The organism is Comamonas sp. UBA7840 (assembly GCF_002501455.1).
Taxonomy (GTDB): domain Bacteria; phylum Pseudomonadota; class Gammaproteobacteria; order Burkholderiales; family Burkholderiaceae_C; genus Comamonas; species Comamonas jiangduensis.
Genome location: NZ_DLTI01000036.1, coordinates 1 through 25,597 on the forward strand (window position 1 = coordinate 1; position 25,597 = coordinate 25,597).

Genomic DNA, 25,597 nt, shown 5'->3' on the forward strand with positions numbered 1-25,597 from the left:
GACGATTGGGAAACCTTTTAAGCGTTAGCCTTGAAGGCAAGACTGCGCGTCTGCCCGCAGCGCACATACCGCCGCGCAAAAGCCTTGTGGGTGAATGCCACAAGGCTTTTTCCATAAAAATGGCCTCTAGCGGTTGTGTATCCAGCGTGAGGAGCTATCTTTTTAGCGTTGATGGCTCGCCTAACTCTCCCCAACACAGCGCGGTTTCACGGTGCCGCGCATCCATGCATCCATCCATGCATTCGTGCATTCGTGCATTCGTACTGCCTGCGGCTGCACGCACCGCCTTCGTCGTACCGCTTCGCTGGGCTGTGGGATCGGCTTTGAACAGGGCTGCTACAGCACCGCACCGGGTCTTTGAAACCCCGGCGCATGCGCTTCAAAGTACAGCAAGTCAAACCACTGGCGGTGCAATTGCAAGCTGCAGCGCGAGTGCCCAAACTGCTGAAAACCGTTTTTCAGCAGCACGCGGATGGAGGCGGGGTTTTCAGGGCGCGCCGTGGCTTCCAGGCGTTGCAGGTGGTGAACCTGAAAAGCTTTTTGCATCACCAGCTTCACCGCCTCTGATGCCAGGCCCTGGCCGCTGTGCGAGGGCGCGATGCGGTAGCCCAGCGAGGCGCTGTGAAAGTGGTCGCGGCGCACCTGGGTCAGGTTGATGCGGCCCACCAGCTCGCCACCCAGCCAGATCAGGTAGTGAAAGGCCTGGTCAGCGGCTTGCTGGCGCAGCGCAGTCTGCAGCGCCTGGTCAAACCCCTCGGGGGTGTAGAAGCTGTCGGCCCGGGGATTGATCCAGTTTTCAAAGTACAGACGGTGCTGGTTTTCAAAAGCCCACAGCGTAGTGGCATCTTGCTCGCGCAGCAGGGTGAGTTCCATGCGGCCTCCTTGGGATGGTGCTCACGGATTGTGGCTGCGCCCGCGTCGATTGGGCAAGGGGCAGTGGCCCCAGCATGGCGAAAACGGTGGCGCTTAACGGATGGGCACAGCAGCAAAGTGGGCGCGCGGGGCCACATAGCTGTCTTGCGCCTGCACCAGTTGCAATTCACGCTCGCCGCTTTGGTGGGTGTGCTGCAGCAGCTCAAACATGCTGGCCGTGGTGCGCTCCAGCGCCCGCTGGGCCGAGCCGCTTTGGCCAAAGTGCTGGCTGTAGTGGGCGGTAAACAGTGCCGCGGTGACATCGCCCGAGCCATTGGCCTTGAACGGCAGGTGCGGCGTGGTTACCAGCCATGCGCCCGTGGCATCGGCTGCCAGCATGGAGATGGTGCCCGGCGCCGCATCGGGGCAGTGCACGCTGGTGACCAGCACGGCGCGCGGGCCCAGGGCCATCAAGGCATCCACCGCTTTCAGTGTGTCGACCAGTGTGTGCACCGGCATGCCTGCCAGGTAGCCCAGCTCAAACTGGTTCGGGGTCACCAAATCGGCCTGGGGCACTACGCGCTCGCGCAACAGCACGGGAATGGCAGGGTTCACAAAACAGCCCGATTTGGCGTTGCCCATCACCGGATCGCAGGTGTAGGTGGCCCGCGGGTTGAGCGCTTTGACGCGTGCCACGGTGGCCAAAATGGCGTCGGCAATGTCGGCTCCGCCCTGGTAGCCGCTGAGCACCACATCCACCTTGGCCAGTGCGCCGCGTTGCTCCATCGCATGCACGATGGCGCCGACCTCGCTGGCGGGAATGGGTGAGCCGCCCCATTGGCCGTAGCCCGTGTGGTTGGAGAAGTTGACGGTGTACACCGGCCACACCTCATGCCCCAGGCGCTGCAGCGGAAACACTGCGGCGGAATTGCCAACGTGGCCATAAGAGACATGGGACTGGATCGAGAGAATGTTCATAACGCGGGGCGGCGGCAGCAGCAACGCTGCCGGGGCAATCAAATGCAATGGCAATGCTGGCGATGGTAGCGCTGCCAGTGCCCGGTTGCCCTGGCATAGGATCAAAGCGGCGCTACGTTCTGCACACCCCGGGCGGGGTTTGCGTGCGAGCCACACGCTCAAAAGCGCCCGCCTTATGCAGGACCCGCGCGCTACAGGCGGTAGAAAAGCACCTTGCACACAGCGTAGCTTGGTAGCCCCATAGACCGCTAGCGCGCATGCAACAAGCGCTGGCAGCTCTCATTCTTGAAAAGATCTTTGCAGCGTGCCGCGCCGCCTGGGGCTTTAGAGCGGCGCAGGGGGCTGCAGCTGCGGAAAGTACTGCGCATAGCCCGCCATGAACTTCTGGCGCTGCGCGGGGCGCAAATCCAGCTCCTGCAGCAGCTCATACTTTTCAATCAGCTGCTTGAACTCCATGTACGGGCTTTGCGGGTTGCGCGTGGCCGCGTACATCGCCACCGCCTCAAACGCATCCTGGTTGATGATGGCTTTGAGAATGTTGGCGTAGAACATGGGGTCGCCATGGGCGGTGTCCGGAAACTTTTGCTCAATAAACCGCAGCATCTCAAACAGGATGGAGATGAAGTGGTCAATCTCGCTGTGGTCGGCCATCAACTCCGCGCGCGCTGCCTCCAGCGTTGGCTGGCTGCGCGCATGCAGCATCAGCCGCTGCAAACTGGTGCCTGCGGGCTGCCCCGCTTCGGCCTCGTGGTGCTCGTTGATCTTCTCGAACGTGTTGTTAAACAGCTTGAGCAGCGAGAAAAACGTGTTCTCAAACGCATCCAGCCGCTGCGCCGCAATCTGCTCGGTAAACAGGCGCACATTCGATTCGGCGGCCACGGTTGATTTTTTCAGCTCCTCCATCGTGGCGGTCAACTCGCGCCGCTGCAGGCGCAGGGTGAACAGCAAGGCCAGCAGCGAGAAAAAACTCAAAATCGGATTGAGCACGCCCCCCAGAAAGTCGCCCGACAGCCCCAGCGCCTCAGCGCGGCTCATGCCCTCGCCATTCGGGTTTGCCAGCCACGTCTGGTAGTTGTGCTCAAAGTCCCAATACGCCTTCAGATACATCCACGCCGTGCCCAGCAGCACGCACACGGCGATCATCTCCATTACATGAATTTTTTGCCACGCTTTGTCCGTCATGGTGGGCAGCCCTCCTGCTGTGCGGTTGTACGGGTGCGCCCGTGGCGTGACTATAGGAGAAGTGCGTGAGGTGGCAGTTTTTTTGATGAAATGAGGGTGTAGGGCTTATACGGTAAGCGTGGGTAGCTATGGTTGTTGAAAAGGTTTTTTCGTTTTGATGCTGCGCGTGCTTTGTTTTCTGAAGCAGCTTATCGCGCGGCGGCGACTTACTTTCCTTTGCTTGCTCAAAGGAAAGTAAGCAAAGGAAAGAGCACCCTGCTGCCCCCGACCCTCCGCTCTGCTCCGGGCCACCTCCCGTGCGCGCCCCAGACGGGCCAGCCGCAAACTCGCGTGCGTACTGCACGCTCAAACAGCGCGTCTGGCTGTTTCCGTCTGGGGCTGTGCGCGGGAGGCGGCGGCAGAAGGGAGTGGGCGATACGTGGCGCTGTGGGCTTGAAAAGGGTTTTGCTGTGGCTTGCGGGTCGAAGCCAAATAGGGATCTAGCCCTTGTATAGCTTGCGCTTTCAGCTACTTTTATTGAAAACGTCTTTACGAGCTTGATGCTGCGCAGGCGTTGAGGGCAGAACCGGCTTATCGCACCGGGGCGAGTTTCTTTTCTTTACTTCGTCAAAGAAAAGAAACCAAAAGAAAGACGACCCTGCTACCTGCGTCCCTTTGGGCTTGGCTGCGCCAAACCCAAGCGGGCAACCTGCGGTGCTCGCCGCTGCGTTCAAACAGCTGCGGCGAGTCAGATTACGTTGCGTGTGTGTTCTTCGACACACACGCAACCCCACAGGCTGTGCGCCTCGGCGCAGGTAGTAGGGGTTATTAGCCAAATGTGTCGCTATCGTTTTACGGATCAGAAAATTCTTAAAAAAATTCAAATGAAATTATTTTATAAGACTATGAGTTTTTATTGCTTGATTCTGGTATTTTATCTATGATTTTGCTGATGGTGTTGTTTATATCTATAGGATATGAATCTATATTCTTTAAGTTATCTGAGCGAGAGAAAAAGTGTTTTGAAAGGTCTGATTTAACTTGATCTTGTTTAGTTTTGTCGATGCCAGATAAATACATATTTATCGTCGATAAGCCTAACGCCCTTTCATGGAAGAAGTATTGTTGATTTCTGTGTTTTGACGATTCGCGAGATGTGTAAGCTGCAGCAACAGATAAAGCTAAAATAATTGCAATCTTTGTAATTATCGATGAGACTTTAATATCATCTGAATTTATGGTGCTCGCTGAAAAGGCAATAGATGTAATAATTATTACTGTAATTATAAAGCCTGTGATATATCTTAGAATGTCTGCGGATTGTTTTTCATTTCTAGCAGCACTTGAATAATCAGCAGCAAGAAGCTTAGAAGCTCCGTCACTTAGTCGGTTGTTAAGATCTAATAATTTTTCGTCAAGATAAATTATTTTTGCTTTTAAATTGTCTTCTGTTTTATTTTTTAGATCATCAAGAAATTTTATTTTTTCTTCTAAAGCGTCTCTTTGAGATTCATGTTGTTTCTGTAGTTGATTTAATTCAGCTGCCTGATCGCTTATTAGTTTCTTTATTATTGAATATTCCTTTTCTAAGGAAAGAATATTTTCTTTTTCTGTGGAGAAAAATTCATTCGCTGTATCTTCGGAATCTATGAATAGAAGGGTGATGTCATGAAGTATTTTAGAATACTTTCTTAATGCTAGAGAATATTTAGTCTGTATGTTACTTCGATGCAGTACCAAGTAAAGATGTTTTGTATCTTCTGCAATTTTATTGGCGGCCAAGGATTGATAATATCTACTAGAAAAATTCTTATTTTTGAATGCTTCAATTTTACTGATCAATCCTGAAATCGAAGCGTGTGTTTCATCATTGCTATGAACATCGCTTTCATATATTTTTACTGTTATGTTAAAAATAATATTAATTATTTTGTTAATTCTATTAATTGATCTGTTCATCAAAAACTCCTCATTAAGACGTGTTTTACTATCTCGGCCATGATTAACGCAAGATGTGTTGCGCAATCAGTTCATCGCTTGTTCGATCCTTCTCCCCGTGCCGAGGCGCGCAGAGCGCAGGGTGGGCAGTTGCACCGAAGGATGCAACTGCATCGTCATCTAGCTGGTCGCAGTTGTTTGAGCGAAGCGCTGTAAGCGCGTAGCGAGTTCTGCGGCCCCACCCTGTGAGCGAGCACAGAGGTTGCCCGCTTGGGATTTGCGCAGCAAAGCCCAAAGGGACGCGGGTAGAGGGTTCCCTTCTTTTGCTTCCTTTTCTTGGGAAAGCAAGAAAAGGAAGTCGCATGCCGCGCGATAAGCGGCCAGCAAAAGCCAAACAAACAATAAGCACAAAATCAGCCCCTAGCCCAATAAAACCAAGCGCAAGCAGCTATCAAAAAAATAAAAAGCCTCCCGAAGGAGGCTTTCATTCGCAAGGCGAAAAGAGAGCTGACTTACGCCAACTTGGCCTTGAGCAGCTCATTCACCTGCCCCGGATTGGCCTTCCCCTTCGAGGCCTTCATCACCTGCCCCACCAGCGCATTGAACGCCTTGTCCTTGCCCGCACGGTATTGCTCGACGTTGCCGGGGTTGGCGGCAATCACCTCGTCAATGATGGCTTCCAGCGCGCCGGTGTCGTTCATTTGCTTGAGGCCCTTGGCTTCAATCACGGCATCCACGTCGGAGCCTTCACCGGTCCACAGCGCTTCAAACACCTGCTTGGCGGCGTTGTTGCTGATAGTGCTGTCGGCAATGCGGCCAATCAGTGCGGCCAGCTGTTCGCTGGACACCTTCACCGCGTCCATGCCGATTTCTTCGGTGTTCAGGCGGCGCGAGATTTCGCCCATCACCCAGTTGGACGCCAGCTTGGCTTGGCCACAGGCCTTGGCGGTGCGCTCAAAGTAGGCCGCCATGTCTTGCGACTGGGTCAGCGTGGTAGCGTCGTACTCGGGCAGGCCATAGCTTTCGACAAAGCGGGCGGCCATGGCGCGGGGCAGCTCGGGCATGGTTGCTTTGACTTCTTGCACCCAGCTATCGGCAACCACCAGCGGCGGCAGGTCAGGATCGGGGAAGTAGCGGTAGTCGGCTGCGTCTTCCTTGGTGCGCATGGCGCGTGTCTCACCCGTGTCGGGGTTAAACAGCACGGTGGCTTGCTGGATGCTGTAGCCGTCCTCGATCTGCTCGATCTGCCAACGGATCTCGTAGTCGATGGCGATTTGCATGTTCTTGAACGAGTTCAAGTTCTTGATCTCGCGGCGGGTGCCCAGCGGTGCTCCGGGTTTGCGCACGGAGACGTTGGCGTCGCAGCGGAAGCTGCCTTCCTGCATGTTGCCGTCGCAAATGCCAATCCAGGTGACGATCTTGTGCAGCTCTTTTGCGTAGGCCACGGCTTCTTCGGTGCTGCGGATATCGGGTTCGGTCACGATTTCCAGCAGGGGCGTGCCCGCGCGGTTCAGGTCAATGCCGGACTCGGTAGGGAACTGGTCGTGCACGGACTTGCCCGCGTCTTCTTCCAGGTGCGCGCGCACCAGGCGCACGGTGTGCAGCTTGTCGCCGACGTAAAAGCTGACCTCACCGCCTTGCACCACGGGAATCTCGAACTGGGAGATTTGGTAGCCCTTGGGCAGGTCGGGGTAGAAGTAGTTCTTGCGCGCAAAAATGCTGCGCGGCGCAATGTGGGAGCCGAGGGCCAGTCCCAATTTAATAGCGCATTCCACAGCCTTTTTGTTCATCACCGGCAGGGTGCCGGGCAGGGCCAGGTCCACGGCGCAGGCCTGCGTGTTGGGCTCGGCACCAAAGGCGGTGCTGGCGCGGCTGAAGATCTTCGATTGGGTCGCCAGTTGGGCGTGGGTTTCAAAGCCGATGACGACTTCGTAGCCATTGATGAGTTTCACTGTCATGTTCTTGCTTCAAAAAGTGGGCTGTATCCATGGCGCTGCGCATGTAACTGGCGCGGCTCGATCCAGGGGCAGCGAGCAAGGGCCGCCCCGCAGCGAGGCTGTCGTCCCCCTTGAGGGGGAAGGCGCGAAGCGACTCAGGGGGTGTTCCATTTAGATACCTGCGGGGCGCTGCAGGTGGAAGTCCGTGGCTTGCTGGAAGCGGTGCGCAGCGTTGAGCAACTTGCCTTCGGCAAAGTAGTTGCCAATCAGCTGCAGGCCCACGGGCATGCCACCGTCGCCAAAGCCGGCTGGCAGGCTCAAACCGGGCAGACCGGCCAGCGATGCGGGCAGGGTGAACACGTCGGCCAGGTAGTTGCTGACGGGGTCGGCCTTGCCACCAATCGCCCACGCAGTGGTCGGCGCTGCGGCACCGGCGATCACGTCGCATTCCTTGAACGCGGCTTGGAAGTCGTCGGCAATCATGCGGCGGATCTTTTGCGCTTGCAGGTAGTAAGCGTCGTAGTAGCCTTCGGACAGCACATAGGCGCCGATCATGATGCGGCGCTTGACCTCATCGCCAAAGCCTTCGGCGCGGGTCTTCTTGTACATGTCGTTCAGGTCGGCAAAGTGCTTGGCGCGGTGGCCGAACTTCACACCGTCAAAGCGCGACAGGTTGGACGACGCTTCGGCCGGTGCCAAGATGTAGTACACAGGCACCGACAGCTCGGTGCGGGGCAGGCTGATGGGCACCAGTTTGGCGCCCAGCTTTTCGTATTCCTTGAGCGCCGCATCGACGGCAGTGCGCACGTCGGCAGACAGGCCTTCACCAAAGAACTCGGCAGGCACGCCAATGCGCAGGCCTTCGATGCTGTCGTTCAACTGCAGCGTGAAGTCTTCGGCAGGGTGGTCCAGGCTGGTGGAGTCGCGGTCCAGATCGGGGCCGCACATTTCGGACAGCAGCAGCGCGCAGTCTTCGGCGCTGCGGCCCATGGGGCCTGCTTGGTCGAGGGACGAGGCAAACGCGATCATGCCGTAGCGGCTGGCGCGGCCATAGGTGGGCTTGATGCCGGTAATGCCGCAGAACGAGGCGGGCTGGCGAATCGAGCCGCCGGTGTCGGTACCGGTGACCGCAGGAGCCAGACGCGCGGCCACGGCGGCGGCTGAACCGCCGGAGGAGCCACCGGGCACGCGCTCGGGGTTCCAGGGGTTGCGCACGGGCTGGGGCTCAGCAAAGCCTACGGGGGCAATGGCAGAGTTTTCGTTGGCGCCGCCCATGGCGAATTCGTCGCAGTTGAGCTTGCCCAGCGTGACCATGCCTGCGTCGGCCAGCTTGCGCACCACGGTGGCGTCAAACGGCGACTGGTAGCCCTGCAGCATTTTGCTGGCGGCGGTAGTGGGGAAGTCCTTGGTGACAAAGATGTCTTTGTGCGCCATCGGCACACCGGCCAGTCGGCCGCCTTGGCCTGCGGCAATCAGCGCATCGGCCGCCTTGGCCTGGGCCAGGGTGGCGTCTTCGTTGATGGCCACAAACGCGCCCAGGTGCTGGTGCTGATGGGCGCGGGCCAGAAAGTGCTGGGCCGCTTCCACGGAGGAGACTTGCTTGTTCTTGAGCTGGGCGGCCAGTTCGGCCACGCCCAGGTGGTGCAGATCGGTAGTGCTCATGAAATTTTTTTGCCTTGCGCTTATTCGATGACCTTGGGCACGAGAAACAGACCCTCGCCCTGGGCGGGTGCGTTGCGCATATTGGCTTCGCGCTGGTTGGGCTCGCTGGCCACGTCGTCACGCAGGCGCAGCACCACGTCTTGGATGGCGGCTACAGGGTGGGCCAGCGGCAGCACGCCCGAGGTATCCACAGCCTGCATCTTTTCGACCATGCCGAAAAAGCCGTTGAGTTGCGAGAGCATGCGCGCACTTTCTTCTGGGGAGAGTTCGAGCCGCGCCAAGTTGGCGATGCGGTCAATGTCGTTCGAGGTGAGTGCCATAGGTTTTCTGCGGTTCGAAACCGGATGTAAAGCTGTCAGACGGCGTGCGCCGCCATGAGTTATTCACAGGGGATACGGTATTATCTGGTCTTTGCGCAATTGCCATCTTTGGATGGCTGCGATTGTGCAGAAAAGCCTAAACTTGACTCCCCCCTGATTCCTGTTGATCTATACCCTGGCGATAGCAAGCCGAAGCGCGTGCTGTGCCTGAGAGGAAATTTGAATGTTCGGTGCTTTCCGTCGGTACTTCTCCACCGATTTGGCCATTGACCTGGGTACAGCCAATACCCTGATTTTCGCCCGTGACAAGGGCATCGTGCTGGACGAGCCCTCGGTGGTCGCGATCCGCCACGAAGGTGGCCCCCACGGCAAAAAGGTGATTCAGGCCGTGGGCCGCGAAGCCAAGGCCATGCTGGGCAAGGTGCCCGGCAATATTGAAGCCATCCGCCCCATGAAGGATGGCGTGATTGCGGACTTTGTGATCACCGAGCAGATGATCAAGCAGTTCATCAAGATGGTGCACCCCCGCAATGTGATGACGCCCAGCCCGCGCATCATCATCTGCGTGCCCTGCGGCTCGACCCAGGTGGAACGCCGCGCTATCAAGGACGCAGCAGAAGCGGCGGGCGCCACGGCCGTGTACCTGATTGAAGAGCCCATGGCCGCCGGTATCGGTGCTGGCCTGCCCGTGTCGGAAGCTTCCGGCTCGATGGTGGTCGACATTGGCGGCGGTACCACCGAAGTGGGCGTGATCTCGCTGGGCGGCATGGTCTACAAAGGCTCGGTGCGCGTGGGCGGCGACAAGTTCGACGAAGCCATCATCAGCTACATCCGCCGCAACTACGGCATGCTGATTGGTGAACCCACGGCAGAGCTGATCAAAAAGCAAATTGGCTCTGCCTTCCCCGGCTCCGAAGTCAAGGAACTGGAAGTCAAGGGTCGCAACCTGTCCGAAGGCGTGCCCCGCAGCTTCACCATCAGCTCCAACGAAGTGCTGGAAGCCCTGACCGAGCCGCTGAACCAGATCGTGTCGGCTGTGAAGAACGCACTGGAGCAGACGCCCCCCGAGCTGGGCGCTGACATTGCCGAGCGCGGCATGATGCTGACTGGCGGCGGCGCGCTGCTGCGTGATCTGGACCGCCTGCTGGCTGAGGAAACCGGCCTGCCCGTGCTGGTCGCCGAAGAGCCGCTGACCTGCGTGGTGCGCGGTTGTGGCATGGCGCTGGACAGCTTGGATCGTCAAGGCAGCATCTTTACCAGCGACTGATGCGGTGCACAGCTTGCCGCCGGGTGCCTGATTGCACGCGGCAAGCTTTTGGATGGAATGGTTTCCCCATGTTCTCTGTGAAAGCTCGGATCTCTGACGGGCCGCGCGGCGTGGCCGTCGGTGCTGCAACGCACACGCACAGGTGCGCACCATGAGCTTGAGAACCTTAGAGCGCGACGCGCCCTCCTCGTTCAAACACAGTGTGTCTGCCGGCACCCGGGTGCTGGTGTTCAGTGCCGTGGCCCTGGTGCTGATGCTGGCTGATGCGCGTTTGAAGATTACCGAGCCCTTGCGCCAAGCCGTCTCAGCGGTGCTGTTCCCGCTGCAGTGGGCGGTGATGCAGCCGGTGGAGTGGCTCGCCAGCGGCCAGTCGTATTTTGAAGACCTGGCACAAGCGCAAAACGAAGCGGTAGCGTCTCGCCAGGCAATGACTGCCATGATGCTCAAAGCCCACGAGGCCGAGCGTTTGCACGAAGAAAACCAGCAACTGCGCGACTTGCTGCAGTTGCGCCCGCGCTTGACGGTGGATACGGTGGCGGCGGAGGTGATGTACGAAACCCCCGATAGCTACACCCGCCGCGTGGTGCTGGACAAAGGACAGGTTGCCGGGATTGAGGCGGGCAGCCCTGTGCTGGATGATTTGGGGGTGCTGGGCCAAGTGACCCGGGTGCAGCCATTTTCCAGCGAAGTGACCTTGCTGTCTGACCGCGACCAGGCCATCCCCGTGATGGTGGCGCGCACCGGCGTGCGCAGCGTGGCATATGGCGATGCCTCCAATTTGCGCACCGACAGCATGGAGCTACGCTTTTTGTCCAACGATGCCGACATTCTGGTGGGGGATGAGTTGGTCACCAGCGGTGTGGACGGGGTGTACCTTGCGGGGCTGCCGGTTGCACGGGTGGTGCAGGTGGAGCGCCGGGCACAGTCGCCTTTCATGCGGATTTACTGTGAACCGATTGCACGCCTGGATGGCGCCCGCCATGTGATGGTGCTGACGCCGCTGAACATGGTGAAGGCCCAGCATTCGCCCGATGCGGCGCCCATTGCGCCTTCTGAGGCCGAAACCAAGCAGCAGCGCGAAGACAAGTCCGCCCAGCGCCGTGCCTTGGGCAAGGCCAATTTGCCTGGTGCAGGAGGTCAACGATGATCATGCCGCGTGGTCAGCAACTGCTGATGCCGGTGCGCCCGGCTTTTATTGCCTTCAGCGTGGCGCTGGTGTTTTTGCTCAGCCTGCTGCCGTTAGGGGGCTTTGTGTGGATGCCCGATTTGCTGATGCTGGTGCTGATGTTCTGGGCCATGCACCATCCCCATCGCATGCCGATGAGTGTGGCGTTTTTGCTGGGGCTGGGGGTGGATGTGCAGCAGACTGCTCTGTTGGGTCAGCATGCGCTCACTTATGTGTTGGTGGTTTATTTCTCGCAACGCTTTAGCCGCCGCATGATGTGGTTTTCACCGCTGACGCAGGCGCTGCAGCTGCTGCCCGTGTTTGCTGCGGCCCATGTGCTGCAAATGCTCATTCGCATGCTGGCCGGCGGTATGTTCCCCGGATTCAGCATTGCGCTGGCTCCAGTGCTGGAGATGGTGCTGTGGCCCCTCGTGAGTGCGATCTTGCTGGCGCCCCAGCGCCGTGCGCCCGATGCTGACAGCAACCGTCCTTTGTAAGGCGGGCGCGATGCGTTGTCAGCGGTGTGCCCCTGATTGGAAGGAGCTGGCATGAGCGGCTTCGAAGTCCGTAACAGCGAAGCGGAGCTTTACAAATTTCGTGTGCGCATTGCCGTGGTGGCCTTGGTGGTGCTGCTCATGTTTGTCGTGCTGCTCTACCGCTTGTTTGTGCTGCAAGTGGTACGCCACGACAGTTTTGCCGAGCGCGCCGAGAGCAATCGCACGGCGGTGGTGCCCATCGTGCCCAATCGGGGGCAGATTCTGGATCGCAACGGCATTGTGCTGGCCACCAACTACTCCGCCTACACGCTGGAGATTACGCGCTCCAAGGTGCAGGATCTGGAAGCCACCATCGAGGAGCTGTCGCAACTGGTCGAAATCACCCCTCGCGACCGCCGCAAGTTCAAGCGGCTGATGGACGACTCCAAGCGCTTTGAATCGATTCCTTTGCGCAGCCGCTTGAGCGATGAGGAAGTGGCGCGCTTTACCGCGCAGCGCTGGCGCTTTCCTGGGGTGGATATCAAGGCCCGCTTTTTCCGCAATTACCCGCTGGAAGATGTGGCGGGTCATGTGGTGGGCTATATCGGCCGCATCAACCAGCGCGAACAAGAGGCGCTGGAAGACAGCGATGACTATGCCAACTACCGGGGCACCGAGGTGATTGGCAAGTTGGGCATTGAGCAAAGCTACGAAAAACAGCTGCACGGCACCACGGGCTGGGAGCAGCTGGAAACCACGGCCGGTGGCTATGCGGTGCGCCGCCTCAACAGCCGCCCCGCCACGCCCGGGGACACCGTGGTGCTGAGCCTGGATGTGGGGCTGCAAAAGCTGGTGGAAGACCTGTACGGCGAGCGCCGCGGCGCGCTGGTGGCCATGGACCCGCGCAACGGCGAAGTGCTGGCCATGGTGAGCAAGCCCGGCTATGACCTGAATTTGTTTGTCGACGGCATTGACCAAGAAAACTGGGATTTTCTCAACAACTCCATCGACCGCCCCTTGCTCAACCGTGCGCTGCGCGGCACCTACCCACCGGGCTCTACCTACAAGCCTTTCATGGCGATTGCGGGGCTGGAGTCGGGCAAGCGCAAGATTGAAACCACCATCCAGGACAGCGGCAGCTGGACGTTTGGAGGCCATACCTTCCGCTCGGGCCACCCCAACGGCCCGACCAATCTGCGCCGCTCCATCATCAAGTCGTCCAATGTGTATTACTACATGCTGGCCAATGACATGGGGGTGGACACCATCCACGAGTATCTGTCGCCCATGGGCTTTGGCCGCCAGACCGGGATTGATTTGGTGGGCGAGGGCCGCGGCGTGCTGCCCAGCACCGAGTGGAAGCGCAACACCTACAAACGGCCTGAGCAAAAGAAGTGGTATGCGGGCGAAACCATCTCGCTGGGCATTGGCCAGGGCTACAACCACTTCACCATGGTGCAGCTGGCGTATGCCACGTCCATGCTGGCCAACCACGGCATTCAGCATACCCCGCATCTGGGCAAGGGCACGGTCGATGCCGTAAGCCGCCAGTTCAAGCCGCTGTACCGCGAAGAAGGCACCTCCATGGGCTACAAGCCTGAGCACGTGGAAGCCGTGCGCAGCGCGCTGGCGGCGGTCACGGTGGAGGGCACGTCGCGCTTTGTGTTCGGTGGTGCACCCTACACCTCGGCGGGTAAAACCGGCACGGCCCAGGCGGTCACGGTCGGCCAGAAAGAAAAGTACAACGCCGCCAAGCTGGCCGAACACCAGCGCGATCACTCGCTGTACATCGCCTATGCCCCGGCCGAAAACCCCAAGATTGCCGTCGCACTGATTGTGGAAAACGCCGGTTTTGGCGCTGCCGCTGCGGCCCCCATCGCGCGCCGGGTGTTTGATTACTGGCTGCTGGATCAGTACCCCAGCGAAGAAGATATGGCGGCAGTGCGCAAGGGGCAGGTGGGGCGCCCTATCGGTACGCCACGCAGCGGCCAAGCCATGATGGCCCGGTACGAGCGCATGGCCCTGCCCGGTGTGGGCGCTGCCCGCGTGCTGGAGAACCTCAGCGGTGGCGATGTGGCCGCGCCGCGGGTGTCGGAGCTGGCCGCTCCTGCGGGGGCCGAGCCGGAAGTTGAGGATTAAGGCGCTGCGCGGGCGGTGGCGCTCTCAGCGCTGCTAAGTGCTGGGCGCGTTCACCCGGGCTGGCCCGCCGCGCTGGCGCGCAGGGCGAGGTGGCGGCGGCGCGTACTGGCTGAAAATCAGGGCTGTCACCATCAACGCGGCACCGCACAGGGCGACCAGGCCCATGCGTTCACCAATCAGCCACCACGCGGTGAGGGCAGCAAAGACCGGCTCCAGCCCAAACACAATCGCGCTGCGCATGGCGTCCACATGTTGTTGGCCCCACGCCTGCAAGACGACGACCAGGGCGCTGGCCATCAAACCCAGATACACGATCGCCACCCAGCCGCTGCCAGGCAGCGCGGTGGCCTGGGCATACAGCTGCGCCATGCCTTGCGGCTGCACCAGCAGCATCAGCGTGGTGCAGGCCCACATCGACCCGGCCAGCGCAGCGGCCATGCGCGGCGCCCGCAAGGGTGCGGCCTGGTTGCGCAGTGCGGCTGCTTCCATGGCCAAAATGTAGAGGGCGTAGACCACGGCGCTGCACAGCGTCAGCGTGTCGCCCCAGTTCCACGGCGCGTCTTCAAAAAACATCAGGCACATGCCGGTCACGGCCAGTGCGCAGGCTGCCCAGATGTGCCAGCCCGTGCGGCGGCGCAGCAGCAGCCAGGCCAGCAGCGGCACGATCAGCACATTCAGCCCCGTCACAAACGCGTTGCGGTTGCTGGTGGTGTGCTGCAGACCTTCAATTTGCAGCCAGAAAGCGACAAAGTTCAACACGCCCAGGCCCAGCCCCCAGCGCAGCTCTGCGCGGCGCAGGCCCCGCCACAGCGGCAGCAGCACCACGGCCGCCATGCCAAAGCGCAGCCAGATGATCTGCAACGCGCTCAGGTCGGCGGTGAGCTGCTTCATCGCAGGAAAGGTGGTGCCCCAGACCACGGTGACGGTGAGCAGGGCGGCAAGGCCCCAACGTTCGGTACGCATGTGCCAATAACAGACGTAAAAAAGGGAGCTGCCAGCGCTGGTGTTTTCTGTGTTTGAGCATTCAAAAATGCTCAAACCCTTGAAACACGGGCGCTGATAGCTCCTTAGTTTGATAAGCCGCAGGGCGGCGTGAAAACAGCGCCTAGTGTGCCACGCGACCAATGAAGGCGGCGATGCGCTCGTTGGCAGGGCGCGCAAAGAATTCGGCCGGTGGCGCTTCGTGGGCGATGCAGCCTTGGTCAAAGAACATCACGCGGTCGGCCACTTCGCGGGCAAAGCCCATCTCGTGGGTGACCACGATCATGGTCATACCGCTCTTGGCCAGCCCGCGCATGACTTCCAGCACTTCCTGCACCATCTCGGGGTCGAGCGCGCTGGTGGGTTCATCAAACAGCATCACCTGCGGCTCCATCGCCAGCGCGCGGGCAATCGCCACGCGCTGCTGCTGGCCGCCGGACAGCTGCCACGGGTATTTGTGCGCATGGTCTTGCATGCCTACGCGTTCGAGCAGCTGCAGCGCTTTGGCATTGGCCGTGGCGCGCGGGGTTTTGTGAATGCGGCGCGGCGCCAGGGTAATGTTGTCCAGCACCGTCATGTGACCAAACAGGTTGAACTGCTGGAACACCATGCCCACTTCGCAGCGCTGCTTTTGCAGCGTGGCTTCGTGGTCGGTGACGGGCACGCCATCGATGGTGATGGTGCCGCCGTCGTGCGGCTCCAAGCGGTTCAGCGCGCGCAGCAGCGTGGATTTGCCCGAGCCGGAAGCGCCGATGATGACTGTCACTTCGCCTTTGCTGAACGACGTGGAGACGCCCTGGAGCACTTGGTGGCTGCCAAAGCTTTTGGTGACCTGGTCGCAGACGATGTAAGGAATGCGGGTATTGCTGGTGGCGTTCATTTTTGGCGGCCCTCCACGTCAAAGCGGTACTCGATGGCGGCGGTGACCTGGGTGACCAGCGTGGTCAGCACCAAGTAGGTGATGCCCACGGTGACCAGGGTTTCGACCGGCTGGAAGGTGGCTGACTGGATGCGGTTGCCCACGTTGGTCAGCTCCACCACGCCAATCGCGTAGGCCAGCGAGGAGTCCTTGAGCAGGGCCACAAAATTGCTCACCAGGGGGGGCAGCGAAATCTTGAACGCCTGGGGGAACACCACGTCCAGAAACACGCGGCTTTTGGGCAGGCCCAGGGCGCGGGCCGCCTCGGCCTGGCCACGGGGCACGGCGTTCAGGCCCGCGCGCACGGCTTCGGCGTTGTAGGCGCCCACGTTGAGCGACAAGGCCACGCAGGCTGCGGCAAAGTCCGGCAGGCTCAGCCACGGCACCAGCACGGGCAGGGCAAAGTACATGAACAGAATCTGCACCAGCAGCGGCGTGCCGCGAATGATCCAGATGTAGGCGCCAGAGACGCTGCGCAAAAACGCATTGCCCGAGGTGCGTGCCAGCGCGGCGAACACACCCAGCAGCAGGCCGACAGCGCCGCTGATGAGGGTCAGGTACAGCGTGGTGCGCGCGCCTTCGGCAAATTCGGCCGCGTGGTCCCCGATTGGTTCGGGCATCAGGCTGAGCAAGTCACTCAGCAAGGACACAACCATCACCATCAGCAGCAAGGCGGTGATGAGGGTGGCATTGCTGCGCTGTGGACGGCTCCAGTGGGAGGGCCAAAGGGCGGTAAGCATAAGAAAAACGGGGTTGGTGAAACAAAAAACGCCCTGCCATGGGTGGCAGGGCGTTGGCAGGGGCGCGGCGGCGCCATGCTGGCGCGCCTGCCCACTGCCACTTCGCAGGTTTAGTCAGGGCAACGAATGTCTTCCTGGAACCACTTTTGCGAAATCTTGGCGTAGCTGCCGTCCTTCAAGGACTCGGCAAACGCCTTGTTCCACGCGTCCGCCAGCGGCTTGTTGTCTTTGGCGACGGCCGCGGCAATCTTTTCCACAAACAGCAACTCGCCCTGGTGGAACTTGATCTTGGGGTTTTTTTGCAGCATTTCCTTGGCCAGGAAACGCTCGGTCACCCACGCATCGGCGCGCTTGGTCATCAGCGCGTTCATCGCCGCTTCGTTGGTGGGGAAGTTCACCACGCGCTTCACACCGGGCACGTTCTTTTGCACGTAATCCAGATAGGTGGTGCCAGTCTGGGCCGATACGGTCTTGCCGCTCAGGTCCTTGGCACCTTGGATGGCGGCGTCGGTAGAGATCACCTGCGCGCCCGAGCAGTAGTGGGGCAGCGTGAAGGTGACGGCTTTTTCACGCTCTGGCGTGATGCCGTGCGAGGAGATGACCAGATCCCAGCGGTCTTGCTTGAGGCCGGTGAGCAGCGCGTCGAAAGAAATGGTCTTCCACTCCAGCTTCAGGCCCATCTTCTGGGTCATCAGCTCGGTCAAGTCCACTTCAAAGCCGGTCAGCTTCTTGCCTTCAAAGTAGGCAAAAGGGGCGTAATAGCCCTCGGTAGCCACACGGAGGGTGCCGTCCTTTTGGATGGCGTCCAAGCTACGGGCGTGGGCACCAGTAGCAGCCAATACTGCCAATGCGGCAGCGGCGATCACGGAAATGCGTTTCATGAGAAGTTCCTGGAGACAGTCGCAGGGTCCGGCCCCCGGCTCCAAGGGTTTGGAGCCTCCGCACGCACCACGCGGCGCGGAAACATAGGGGCCACAGCAGGGCACAAGGTGCTCGCTGTGCCACCCGACCAACGGTGCTGAATGCACCGAAACGGGGCGGCCTGAGGGCGAAAGCAGCGCGTGATTATAGAAGTCAGCCTTCGTTGATGCAGAAGGGCGCTGGAGCAGCCCCGATGGCTTTATGCCCAGTCGCGCCGTGCAGTGGGCTAAGCGCCAAAGGCATCCCAGCCGGTTTTGAGAATCAGCAGGCCCACCACCACGATGAAAATCACGCGCACAAAGCCCGCGCCGTGGCGCAGGGCCATCCAGGTGCCCAGCACACTGCCCAGCACGTTGGCCACCGCCAGCGGTACGGCAAAGTGCCACCAGACATGGCCTTTGAGCGCAAACAGGGCAATCGCGGCGATGTTGGTGGTGACGTTCATCAGCTTGGCGTTGATGGAGGCATTCAAAAAGTCATAGCCCAGCAGACGCACCAGCAAAAACACAAAAAAACTGCCCGTGCCGGGGCCAAAAAAGCCGTCATAAAACCCAATCACCAGACCAATGCCTGCGGTGAGGTACTGCGTGGCGCGCACGCTGTGGCGCGGGGTGTGGTCGCGGCCCAGCTCTTTTTTGGCCAGTGTGTAGAGCAGCACGCCCAGCAAGATAAAGGGCAGCAGCTTGCGCAAAAAGTCGGGGTTGACCAGCGTCACCGCCCATGCGCCAACAAAAGCGCCCACCCCTGCTGCCACGATGCCCGGCGTGATCGTGGCCCAGGTGATGGAGATGCGGCGGCTGTATTGCCAGGTGGACATGGCCGTGCCCCAGACGGCTGCGCTTTTGTTGGTGCCAAACAAGGTGGCGGGCGCGGCGTGGGGGAAAGCGGCAAACATGGCGGGCACCAGAATCAGCCCGCCACCGCCCACGATGGCATCCACAAAACCTGCGAGGGCCGAAGCCAGAGAAACAAAGATCCATTCCATGATGGGCTGCATTGTGCGCTGGCTGGTTGCCCCAAGCTGTCACTTGCCCAAACAAAAAGCGCCGGGGGTGCCGGCGCTTTGGAAAGGCATCTCATTGGTGGATGCTTTATAGATATTGGTCTGGTTGTGGATCGAGTTGTCTCCTCGGGCCCTCCGTGCTGCCACACCTTGGTGCGCGCTAGAGTGGGGTCAATGTAAGCCTTGCTTCGGGATGGTGCATCGGGGATTTCCCGCAAGGAGCGGGCGCGGTGTCTGACAAGCATCTGTTGAGATTGCTTTACGTGGTGGCATGCACGCCTGCATTGCGCAGGCACGGCTTGTGCTTGGTGGCCTGCACCAAAAATCCACGGGAGAGGTCGACATGCAGATGCGCAGCAAACTGTGTAGGCGGTGGGGGTGGGGCGTATGGCTGGCTTTGCCGCAGGCGGTACAGGCGCAGCAACTGGTGGGGTTGGCGCAGATGCACGCTGCCGACACTGCATGGGTGCTGGTGTCTGCCACGCTGGTGCTGCTGATGACTTTGCCCGGTGTGGCGCTGTTTTATGCGGGTATGGTGCGGCGCAAGAATGTGCTGAACACGCTGGCGGCGGTGCTGGGCACCGCCTGTGTGGTCAGTGTGGTGTGGTTTGCGGTGGGCTATTCGCTGGCGCTGACGCCCGGCACGCGCTGGCTGGGTGGGCTGGATCGCTGGTGGTTTACTGGGCTGGACTACCAGCTGGTGGCGCAGCAGGTGGCCGTCAGCCCCATGGCGCCGCACATTCCCGAGGCGGCCTATGCCTTGTTTCAGCTCACGTTTGCCATCATCACGGCCGCTTTGATCGTGGGCGCCTTGGTCGAGCGCATGCGCTTTGGTGCGCTGATGCTGTTCATGGCGCTGTGGAGCCTGCTGGTGTATGTGCCCGTGGCGCACTGGGTGTGGGAGCCCGGGGGCTGGCTGGCCCGCATGGGTGCGCTGGATTTTGCGGGGGGCACGGTGGTGCACGTGAATGCGGGTGCGGCGGGGCTGGCGTGCGCCTGCTATTTGGGCAAGCGCGACGGCTATGGCAAAGAAGCCTTTCAGCCCTACAACCTGGGCTGGACCATGCTGGGCGCGTGCTTGCTGTGGGTGGGCTGGTTTGGTTTTAACGGGGGCTCTGCCTTGGCCGCCGATGGGCGTGCTGCATTGGCCATGGTGGTCACCCATTTGGCAGCGGCGGGGGGCGCCTTGGGCTGGGCGGCGGGCGAGTGGTTGCTGCACCGCCGTGCATCGCTGCTGGGGCTGTGCTCTGGCCTGGTTGCGGGGCTGGTGGCCGTCACGCCGGCGGCAGGCTATGTGGGCATGGGGGCGGGCCTGGGCATTGGGGCGGTGGCCGGTCTGGTTTGCTACTGGGGCGCCACGGGGTTCAAGCGCTGGCTGGGGGCCGATGATGCGCTGGACGTGTTTGGCGTGCACGGGCTGGGGGGCATGGTGGGCGCCATCCTGACCGGGGTGCTGGCCAGTAGCACCATTGCTGGCGTGCAAGGCAATGTGCTGGCGCAAGCCGTGGCGGTGGTGGCCGTGGCAGCCTTTAGTTTTGCGGCCACCTGCGTGCTGATGTGGGTGACGGATCGATTCCTGCCGGTGCGCGTGGAGCTGCCAGACGAGCAGCAGGGGCTGGACATCAGCCAGCACCGCGAACACCTTGGCCAGTGATGGCCCGTGCATGACCGAGCAAGGAGTTAAGCGATGAGCAGCAATGAACGCATGGCCGTGGCGGCGCATTTGCATGTGGCCCTGCGCCGCAAAGCGGGGCGGGTGACCGATACCGACTGGATGGCGGTCAACGATGCTTATGCCCGGGAAGTGGTGCGTGTGGCGCGGGTCTATGCCCACGAAGAGGGGGATGCCGCACTGGCAGCGCTGGCGGCAAAGCTGGAAGCCCACATCGGCGCACCCGCTGCGCAAGGGCCGCAGGCAATGCCCACGCAGGAACGCCTGCCCCCGCCGCGTGGGCTGCAGGCCGTGGCGCCGCCGTCTGCGCCGGAGCTAACTTCGGAGGCTGCGGGGCGCTACATCGGAAGGCTGCGCTAAGCCCAAGGCCGTGTTGGCAGCACCTGGACTGGCTGGCGTTGTGCAGGCGATGGGCCCTGCGGCATGGGCCGTGTCGCGCAGGGGCGCCGTTGTGCCCCGCTGGCCTGGCACGCAGCCAAGCAGCGGAAGGCTTGGGGTAATTAATAAATAAAAAGAGAGCTGCTAGCGCTTGTTATTGCTGATTTTTGAATATTTTTCACATCAAAACCAAGCAAACACGTACGCTGGCAGCTCTCTTTTTTGTTTAGAGCGTGAGCGAAGCCGCCTCAGCGTCCGGCTGTGGTACAGGCTGCGCGCGGGCGGGTACTGCGGCGTTGAGGCCGTGGCGCGCTTTGTGGTCGGCGCGGATCCATTGCGCGGCTTTTTCGGCCAGCATCAGCGTGGGGCTGTTGGTGTTGCCACTGGTGATGGTGGGCATGGCCCCGGCATCCACCACGCGCAGCGCTTGTATGCCGCGCACGCGCAGGTGGCTGTCCAGCACGGCCATGGGGTCGGTGTTGCGCCCCATTTTGGTGGTGCCTACGGGGTGGAAGATGGTGGTGGCAATGTCGCCAGCCAGACGGATCAGCTCTTCATCGGTTTGGTATTGCACCCCGGGCTTGAATTCCTGCGGCTGGTAGCGCGCCAGCGCAGATTGGCTGACGATGCGGCGCGTGACGCGCAGGCTCTCGGCCGCCACGCGCTGGTCTTCGGCGGTGCTCAGGTAATTGGGCGCAATGCTGGGCGCATCTTCAAAGTTGGGGCTGCGGATTTGCACCGTGCCGCGGCTGGTGGGGTTGAGGTTGCAGACGCTGGCGGTGAACGCCGGGAAGCCGTGCAGCGGCTCGCCAAATGCGTCCAGCGACAGCGGCTGCACGTGGTATTGCAAGTTGGGGTGTTCCAGCTCCGGGCGGCTGCGGGTGAACGCCCCCAGTTGCGAGGGCGCCATGCTCATGGGCCCGGTGCGGTGCAGCAGGTATTCCCAGCCAATGCGCAGCTTGCCCCAGCGGGTGGCCGCCAAAGTGTTGAGGGTGGTGGCATCGCTGACTTTGTAGACCGAGCGAATTTGCAGATGGTCTTGCAAGTTGGCGCCAACGCCCGGCAGGTCGTGCACCACCGGAATGCCCTTGGCGTGCAGCAAATCGGCCGGGCCAATGCCCGACAGCTGCAGCAATTGGGGGGAGTTGATGGCGCCCGCGCATACGATCACCTCTTCGGTGGCGGTGACGTGCTCCATGCCGTCACCCGTCCACACATTCACGCCGGTGCAGCGCACCGAGCCATCGGCCTGCTTTTCGGTGATCAGGCGCATGGCCTGGGCCGAGGTCCACATCTCAAAATTGGGGCGGCCATAGCACTTGGGGCGCAAAAAGGCTTTGGCGGTGTTCCAGCGCAGGCCGTCTTTTTGGTTGACCTCAAAGTAGCCCACGCCTTCGTTGCTGCCGGTGTTGAAGTCGGGGGTGGCGGGAATGCCCGCTTGCTGCGCGGCTTGCGCAAACGCATCCAAGATGTCCCAGCGCAGGCGCTGCTTTTCAACGCGCCATTCGCCCTTGCTGCCGTGCAGCGCGGCAAAGCTGGCGTCGTGGGGCTGGCCTTCATCCAGTCGCCAGTGGCTTTCATGCCGCTTGAACGCGGGCAGTACGTTGTCCCAGGTCCAGGTGTCATCGCCGGTCAACTGGGCCCACTGGTTGTAGTCACGTGCCTGGCCGCGCATGTAAATCATGCCGTTGATGCTGGAGCAGCCACCCAGCGTCTTGCCGCGCGGGTAGCGCAGGCTGCGGCCGTTGAGGCCAGCGTCGGGTTCTGTCTGGTAGAGCCAGTCGGTGCGGGGGTTGCCAATGCAGTGCAGATACCCCACCGGAATGTGGATCCAGTGGTAGTCGTCTTTGCGCCCTGCTTCCAGCAGCAGCACGCGCACATTGCGGTCTGCGCTCAGGCGGTTGCAGAGCAAAGCACCTGCGGTTCCGCCCCCAATAATGATGTAGTCGAATGTGGTTTCGCTCATGGTGTGCGCTTGTCAACAAGCCTCCGGGGTGGGGCCGCAGCAAGCATTTTGGAGGGCTGGTGCCGCCTGTCGATAGGGAAAGCGTGTAGTCCATGGCTTACTTTGTCACGGGGTGTGCAGCCCTGGCTGACAGGCGTGCTGGCGCTGAACCTTCGGCGTCGGCGCAGAAAGCTTGTAAGCTTGGGGCAACTTGGCTCTCTCCCGCACTATGAAAGACAGCACCCCCCGCCTTCACCCCACCTCGACCCCAGAGGGTGCGTGGGTGCAGTTGCAGGGGCGCTGGGGTGCTGCGGAATTGGGACAGCGTGCGAACTGGGAGGCGGTGCAAAAAGCCTTGCGCAGGCATCCTGCGGGAGCCGATCAAGGCTGGGATTTAGCACAGCTGGAATGGCTGGACCACATTGGCGCACAGTTGCTGTGGAACCACTGGCAGCAGGCATGGCCCGCCAGGCTCCAAGCCAGCGACGCGCAAAAAGCCATGCTGGCGCGCATTGCGGCATTCCAGCAGGCCCCCGTGCCCGAGGCCCCGGCACTGGGCTGGATGGGGCACATCAACCAACTGGGGTTGCTGGTGTTGCGGGCGCTGGGTCATTTCCAGCACTTGGTGCAGCTGATTGGCCAGCTGGCCCTGGATTTGGGGTATTTGCTGCGCAACCCGCGCAAAGGCCCGTGGCGGGATTTTTCCGGGCACCTCTACAGCATGGGTGCGACCGCGCTGCCGATTACAGCGTTGGTGGGTTTTCTGATTGGGGTGGTGCTGGCCTACTTGATGGCACTGCAGCTGCGGCAGTTTGGCGCAGAAGCCTTTATTGTGGACATTCTGGGCATCTCGCTGATCCGGGAGTTGGGGCCCTTGTTGGCTGCCATTTTGGTGGCCGGGCGTTCCGGTTCTGCCATCACGGCGCAGATTGGCGTGATGCGTGTGACCGAAGAGCTGGACGCCATGCAAGTCATGGGCATTCGCCACGGCTTCAGGCTGGTCATGCCCCGTGCCATGGCGTTGGCCGTGGCCATGCCCTTGATCAGCTTGTGGACCACGCTGGCCGCGCTGGGCGGCGGCATGCTGGCAGCGGATGCGACCATGGGTATTTCTGCCGCGTATTTCTGGGAGGCCTTGCCCAATGCCGTGCAAATTGGCAATTTGGTGTTGGCGGTGGCCAAGTCGGTGGTGTTTGGCGTGTTCATCGCCTTGATCGGCTGCCACTGGGGCCTGCGCGTGAAACCGAATACCCAAAGCTTGGGGCAAGGCACGACGGCATCGGTGGTGTCCTCCATCACCATGGTGATTTTGGTGGATGCGATGTTTGCGATCGCCTTCAAGGATGTGGGGTTCTGAGCCATGGAGCGCACACACAACACCGAATCGGTCGTCGTGGTCGACAAGCTGTGGAGCATCTTTGGCGAGGGCGACAAAGCTTTTGCGGTGCACCAAGACCTGGATTTGACGGTGTACCGGGGCGAAATGCTGTCTATTGTGGGCGGCTCTGGCACAGGGAAAACAGTGCTGCTGCGCCAGATTCTGGGCTTGCTGCACCCGGGCAAAGGCACGGTGACCACCTTGGGCCGGCCGGCGGCAGAGCTGTGCCAAGAAGGTGCGGCGGCGCGGGTGGGCATGCTGTTTCAGCACGGCGCGCTGTATTCCGCCTTCAATGTGCTGGAAAACATTGGCTTTGCGCTGCGCGAGCAGGGCACCCTGCCGGACGCGATGGTGGATGCGGCTGCCATGATCAAGCTGCAGATGGTGGGCCTCAAGCCGGAGCATGCCATGCGCATGCCTGCAGATTTGTCGGGCGGTATGGTCAAGCGTGTGGCGCTGGCGCGGGCGCTCATCATGGATCCGCCGCTGCTGCTGCTGGATGAACCCACGGCGGGGCTGGACCCCACCAGTTCGGATGAGTTTTGCGCACTGCTGCGTGACTTGCATGCCGAGCTGGGGTTGACCGTGATCATGGTGACGCATGACCTGGACACCTTGTTTGCCTTGTCCAGCCGCGTCGCGGTGCTGGCCGAAAAACGCGTGCTGGTGACGGGCACGCCGCGGGAGGTGGCGCAGTTTCAGCACCCCTTTATTGAAACTTTCTTTCAGGGCGAACGCGGTCGCAGAGCGATGGCACCTGCCCCGGTGGGAGAGCATTAAGCATGGAAAACAAATCACACGCCATGGCGGCAGGCACCTTTGTGCTGGCGCTGGCCGTATTGCTGGCGGGCGTTGCCCTGTGGCTGACGCGCGATCGCCATGAGTACCAGCTCTATGAGCTGTCAACATCGGACACCATCAGCGGTCTGCAAAACCAGGCCACGGTGCGCTACAAAGGCGTGGCTGTGGGCAAGGTGACCGACATTACCTTTGACGATGTGCAAAAAGGCAATGTGCTGATCCGAATTGCGGTGGATAGCAAAGCACCCGTGTCCACCACAGGCACATACGCCATGCTGGGCTACCAGGGGGTGACGGGGATTGCGCACATCCAGCTTGATGATGTGACCGAGCCGATGGCGGAGCTGCCCCACGGTGCCAGCGACTTGCCGCGTTTGCCCATGAAATCCTCACCCTTGAGTGTGCTGGCCGACCAAGGCATGACCATTTTGAGCAAGGTGGATGAAGCCACCAAACGCATCAATCAACTGCTGGGCGATGAGAACCAGGAGCGCTTCAGCAGTTTGCTGGGTAACTTGTCAGATGCTGCAGGCAATGTGAGCGCAGTCACGCGGGCCATGAACACCACCTTGCGCGAGCAGGTGGTGCCTGCGGTGCAAGAGTTCCCGGGCTTGACTCAGGATGCGCGCAAAGCCATGCAAGCCATGGAGCGCGCAGGCAATGAAGCCGGGGCGCTGGCCCAGGATGTGCGCACCATGGCCGTGGCCATCCAAGGCCCCGGCGGCGCGCTGGAACAAATCACGGCCAGCACCCAGGGCATGGCGCGTGCGGTCGATCGGTTGGATCGCGCCACGCTGCCGGGCATCAGCCAGGCAGCCAGCGACGTGTCATCTGCCGCACGCCGCATGGGCAGTGCGGCTGCGGGGATTGGCGACAACCCGCAGTCTTTGCTCTATGGCGTCAGCGGCAAGCCCGGCCCGGGTGAGCCCGGCTTTGTGGCACCCCAACCAGCACCATGAGGTCA

The 25,597-nt window shown here is 60.9% G+C and carries 22 protein-coding genes; 9 read left to right on the forward strand and 13 right to left on the reverse strand.

Features of this window, described 5'->3' with window-relative positions; translation table 11 throughout:
• Nucleotides 1-336: 336 nt before the first annotated feature.
• The 7 genes from B3R00_RS14065 to gatC all read right to left on the reverse strand — a co-directional run bounded on the left by B3R00_RS14065 (nt 337) and on the right by gatC (nt 8,848).
• Complete coding sequence (locus tag B3R00_RS14065; protein WP_286999536.1) at nt 337-873, reverse strand: GNAT family N-acetyltransferase; 537 nt, start codon at nt 871-873, stop codon at nt 337-339.
• A 93-nt stretch (nt 874-966) separates the two neighbouring features.
• Complete coding sequence (gene pdxY / locus B3R00_RS14070) at nt 967-1,830, reverse strand: pyridoxal kinase PdxY (RefSeq protein ID WP_286999538.1); 864 nt, start codon at nt 1,828-1,830, stop codon at nt 967-969.
• A 324-nt stretch (nt 1,831-2,154) separates the two neighbouring features.
• On the reverse strand, nt 2,155-3,012 hold the full coding sequence (locus B3R00_RS14075; RefSeq protein ID WP_219163486.1) for a putative phage abortive infection protein: 858 nt from the start codon (nt 3,010-3,012) through the stop codon (nt 2,155-2,157).
• Between the two features lie 882 nt (nt 3,013-3,894).
• On the reverse strand, nt 3,895-4,950 hold the full coding sequence (locus B3R00_RS14080) for a hypothetical protein (protein WP_286999539.1): 1,056 nt from the start codon (nt 4,948-4,950) through the stop codon (nt 3,895-3,897).
• A gap of 491 nt (nt 4,951-5,441) precedes the next feature.
• Nucleotides 5,442-6,887 (reverse strand): Asp-tRNA(Asn)/Glu-tRNA(Gln) amidotransferase subunit GatB, encoded by a 1,446-nt coding sequence (gene gatB, locus B3R00_RS14085; protein ID WP_286999541.1) that lies wholly within the window; start codon nt 6,885-6,887, stop codon nt 5,442-5,444.
• Nucleotides 6,888-7,037: 150 nt separating this feature from the next.
• Complete coding sequence (gatA, locus tag B3R00_RS14090; protein ID WP_286999542.1) at nt 7,038-8,528, reverse strand: Asp-tRNA(Asn)/Glu-tRNA(Gln) amidotransferase subunit GatA; 1,491 nt, start codon at nt 8,526-8,528, stop codon at nt 7,038-7,040.
• 20 nt (nt 8,529-8,548) lie between these two features.
• The gene (gene gatC, locus B3R00_RS14095; RefSeq protein ID WP_219163490.1) at nt 8,549-8,848 is read right to left on the reverse strand and encodes an Asp-tRNA(Asn)/Glu-tRNA(Gln) amidotransferase subunit GatC; all 300 of its coding nucleotides are present in this window, start codon (nt 8,846-8,848) and stop codon (nt 8,549-8,551) included.
• 223 nt (nt 8,849-9,071) lie between these two features.
• On the opposite strand from gatC, the gene B3R00_RS14100 reads away from it, so the two are divergent.
• The 4 genes from B3R00_RS14100 to mrdA all read left to right on the forward strand — a co-directional run bounded on the left by B3R00_RS14100 (nt 9,072) and on the right by mrdA (nt 13,895).
• Nucleotides 9,072-10,115 carry a rod shape-determining protein gene (locus tag B3R00_RS14100; RefSeq protein WP_219163491.1) on the forward strand — a complete coding sequence of 348 codons (1,044 nt, stop codon included), beginning with the start codon at nt 9,072-9,074 and terminating at the stop codon, nt 10,113-10,115.
• 151 nt (nt 10,116-10,266) lie between these two features.
• Nucleotides 10,267-11,262 (forward strand): rod shape-determining protein MreC, encoded by a 996-nt coding sequence (gene mreC / locus B3R00_RS14105; protein ID WP_286999543.1) that lies wholly within the window; start codon nt 10,267-10,269, stop codon nt 11,260-11,262.
• Nucleotides 11,259-11,777, forward strand: coding sequence for a rod shape-determining protein MreD (mreD, locus tag B3R00_RS14110; RefSeq protein WP_174862178.1), 519 nt, complete (start codon nt 11,259-11,261; stop codon nt 11,775-11,777). Before mreC ends, mreD begins: the two co-directional genes overlap by 4 nt.
• 51 nt (nt 11,778-11,828) lie before the next feature.
• Entirely contained in the window at nt 11,829-13,895 is a 2,067-nt protein-coding gene (gene mrdA / locus B3R00_RS14115; protein WP_286999544.1) for a penicillin-binding protein 2, read from the forward strand.
• 33 nt (nt 13,896-13,928) lie between these two features.
• On the opposite strand, the gene B3R00_RS14120 is transcribed toward mrdA, so the two are convergent.
• From B3R00_RS14120 to B3R00_RS14140, 5 genes are all read right to left on the reverse strand, one after another.
• The gene (locus tag B3R00_RS14120) at nt 13,929-14,858 is read right to left on the reverse strand and encodes a DMT family transporter (protein ID WP_286999545.1); all 930 of its coding nucleotides are present in this window, start codon (nt 14,856-14,858) and stop codon (nt 13,929-13,931) included.
• A gap of 142 nt (nt 14,859-15,000) precedes the next feature.
• Nucleotides 15,001-15,756 (reverse strand): amino acid ABC transporter ATP-binding protein, encoded by a 756-nt coding sequence (locus B3R00_RS14125; protein ID WP_286999546.1) that lies wholly within the window; start codon nt 15,754-15,756, stop codon nt 15,001-15,003.
• Complete coding sequence (locus B3R00_RS14130; protein ID WP_286999547.1) at nt 15,753-16,535, reverse strand: amino acid ABC transporter permease; 783 nt, start codon at nt 16,533-16,535, stop codon at nt 15,753-15,755. Before B3R00_RS14130 ends, B3R00_RS14125 begins: the two co-directional genes overlap by 4 nt.
• 110 nt (nt 16,536-16,645) lie before the next feature.
• The gene (locus B3R00_RS14135) at nt 16,646-17,416 is read right to left on the reverse strand and encodes an ABC transporter substrate-binding protein (protein ID WP_286999548.1); all 771 of its coding nucleotides are present in this window, start codon (nt 17,414-17,416) and stop codon (nt 16,646-16,648) included.
• 266 nt (nt 17,417-17,682) lie between these two features.
• The gene (locus B3R00_RS14140) at nt 17,683-18,441 is read right to left on the reverse strand and encodes a sulfite exporter TauE/SafE family protein (protein ID WP_286999549.1); all 759 of its coding nucleotides are present in this window, start codon (nt 18,439-18,441) and stop codon (nt 17,683-17,685) included.
• 367 nt (nt 18,442-18,808) lie between these two features.
• Here B3R00_RS14140 and B3R00_RS14145 point away from each other — a divergent pair, with 367 nt between their 5' ends.
• The gene (locus B3R00_RS14145; RefSeq protein WP_376747693.1) at nt 18,809-20,113 is read left to right on the forward strand and encodes an ammonium transporter; all 1,305 of its coding nucleotides are present in this window, start codon (nt 18,809-18,811) and stop codon (nt 20,111-20,113) included.
• A 33-nt stretch (nt 20,114-20,146) separates the two neighbouring features.
• Entirely contained in the window at nt 20,147-20,491 is a 345-nt protein-coding gene (locus tag B3R00_RS14150) for a hypothetical protein (protein ID WP_286999550.1), read from the forward strand.
• 244 nt (nt 20,492-20,735) lie between these two features.
• Here B3R00_RS14150 and B3R00_RS14155 read toward each other — a convergent pair whose 3' ends face one another.
• On the reverse strand, nt 20,736-22,475 hold the full coding sequence (locus B3R00_RS14155; protein ID WP_286999551.1) for a GMC family oxidoreductase: 1,740 nt from the start codon (nt 22,473-22,475) through the stop codon (nt 20,736-20,738).
• 208 nt (nt 22,476-22,683) lie between these two features.
• On the opposite strand from B3R00_RS14155, the gene B3R00_RS14160 reads away from it, so the two are divergent.
• Genes B3R00_RS14160 through B3R00_RS14170 form a run of 3 tightly spaced genes read left to right on the forward strand, consistent with a single transcriptional unit; the run spans nt 22,684 to nt 25,592 of the window.
• Nucleotides 22,684-23,811, forward strand: a complete 1,128-nt coding sequence (locus B3R00_RS14160) for an MlaE family ABC transporter permease (RefSeq protein ID WP_286999552.1) — start codon at nt 22,684-22,686, stop codon at nt 23,809-23,811.
• A 3-nt stretch (nt 23,812-23,814) separates the two neighbouring features.
• A complete protein-coding gene (locus B3R00_RS14165) occupies nt 23,815-24,612 on the forward strand; it encodes an ABC transporter ATP-binding protein (protein ID WP_286999553.1) in 798 nt (265 codons plus the stop codon).
• A 2-nt stretch (nt 24,613-24,614) separates the two neighbouring features.
• Nucleotides 24,615-25,592 carry an MlaD family protein gene (locus B3R00_RS14170; protein ID WP_286999554.1) on the forward strand — a complete coding sequence of 326 codons (978 nt, stop codon included), beginning with the start codon at nt 24,615-24,617 and terminating at the stop codon, nt 25,590-25,592.
• Nucleotides 25,593-25,597 lie beyond the last annotated feature (5 nt).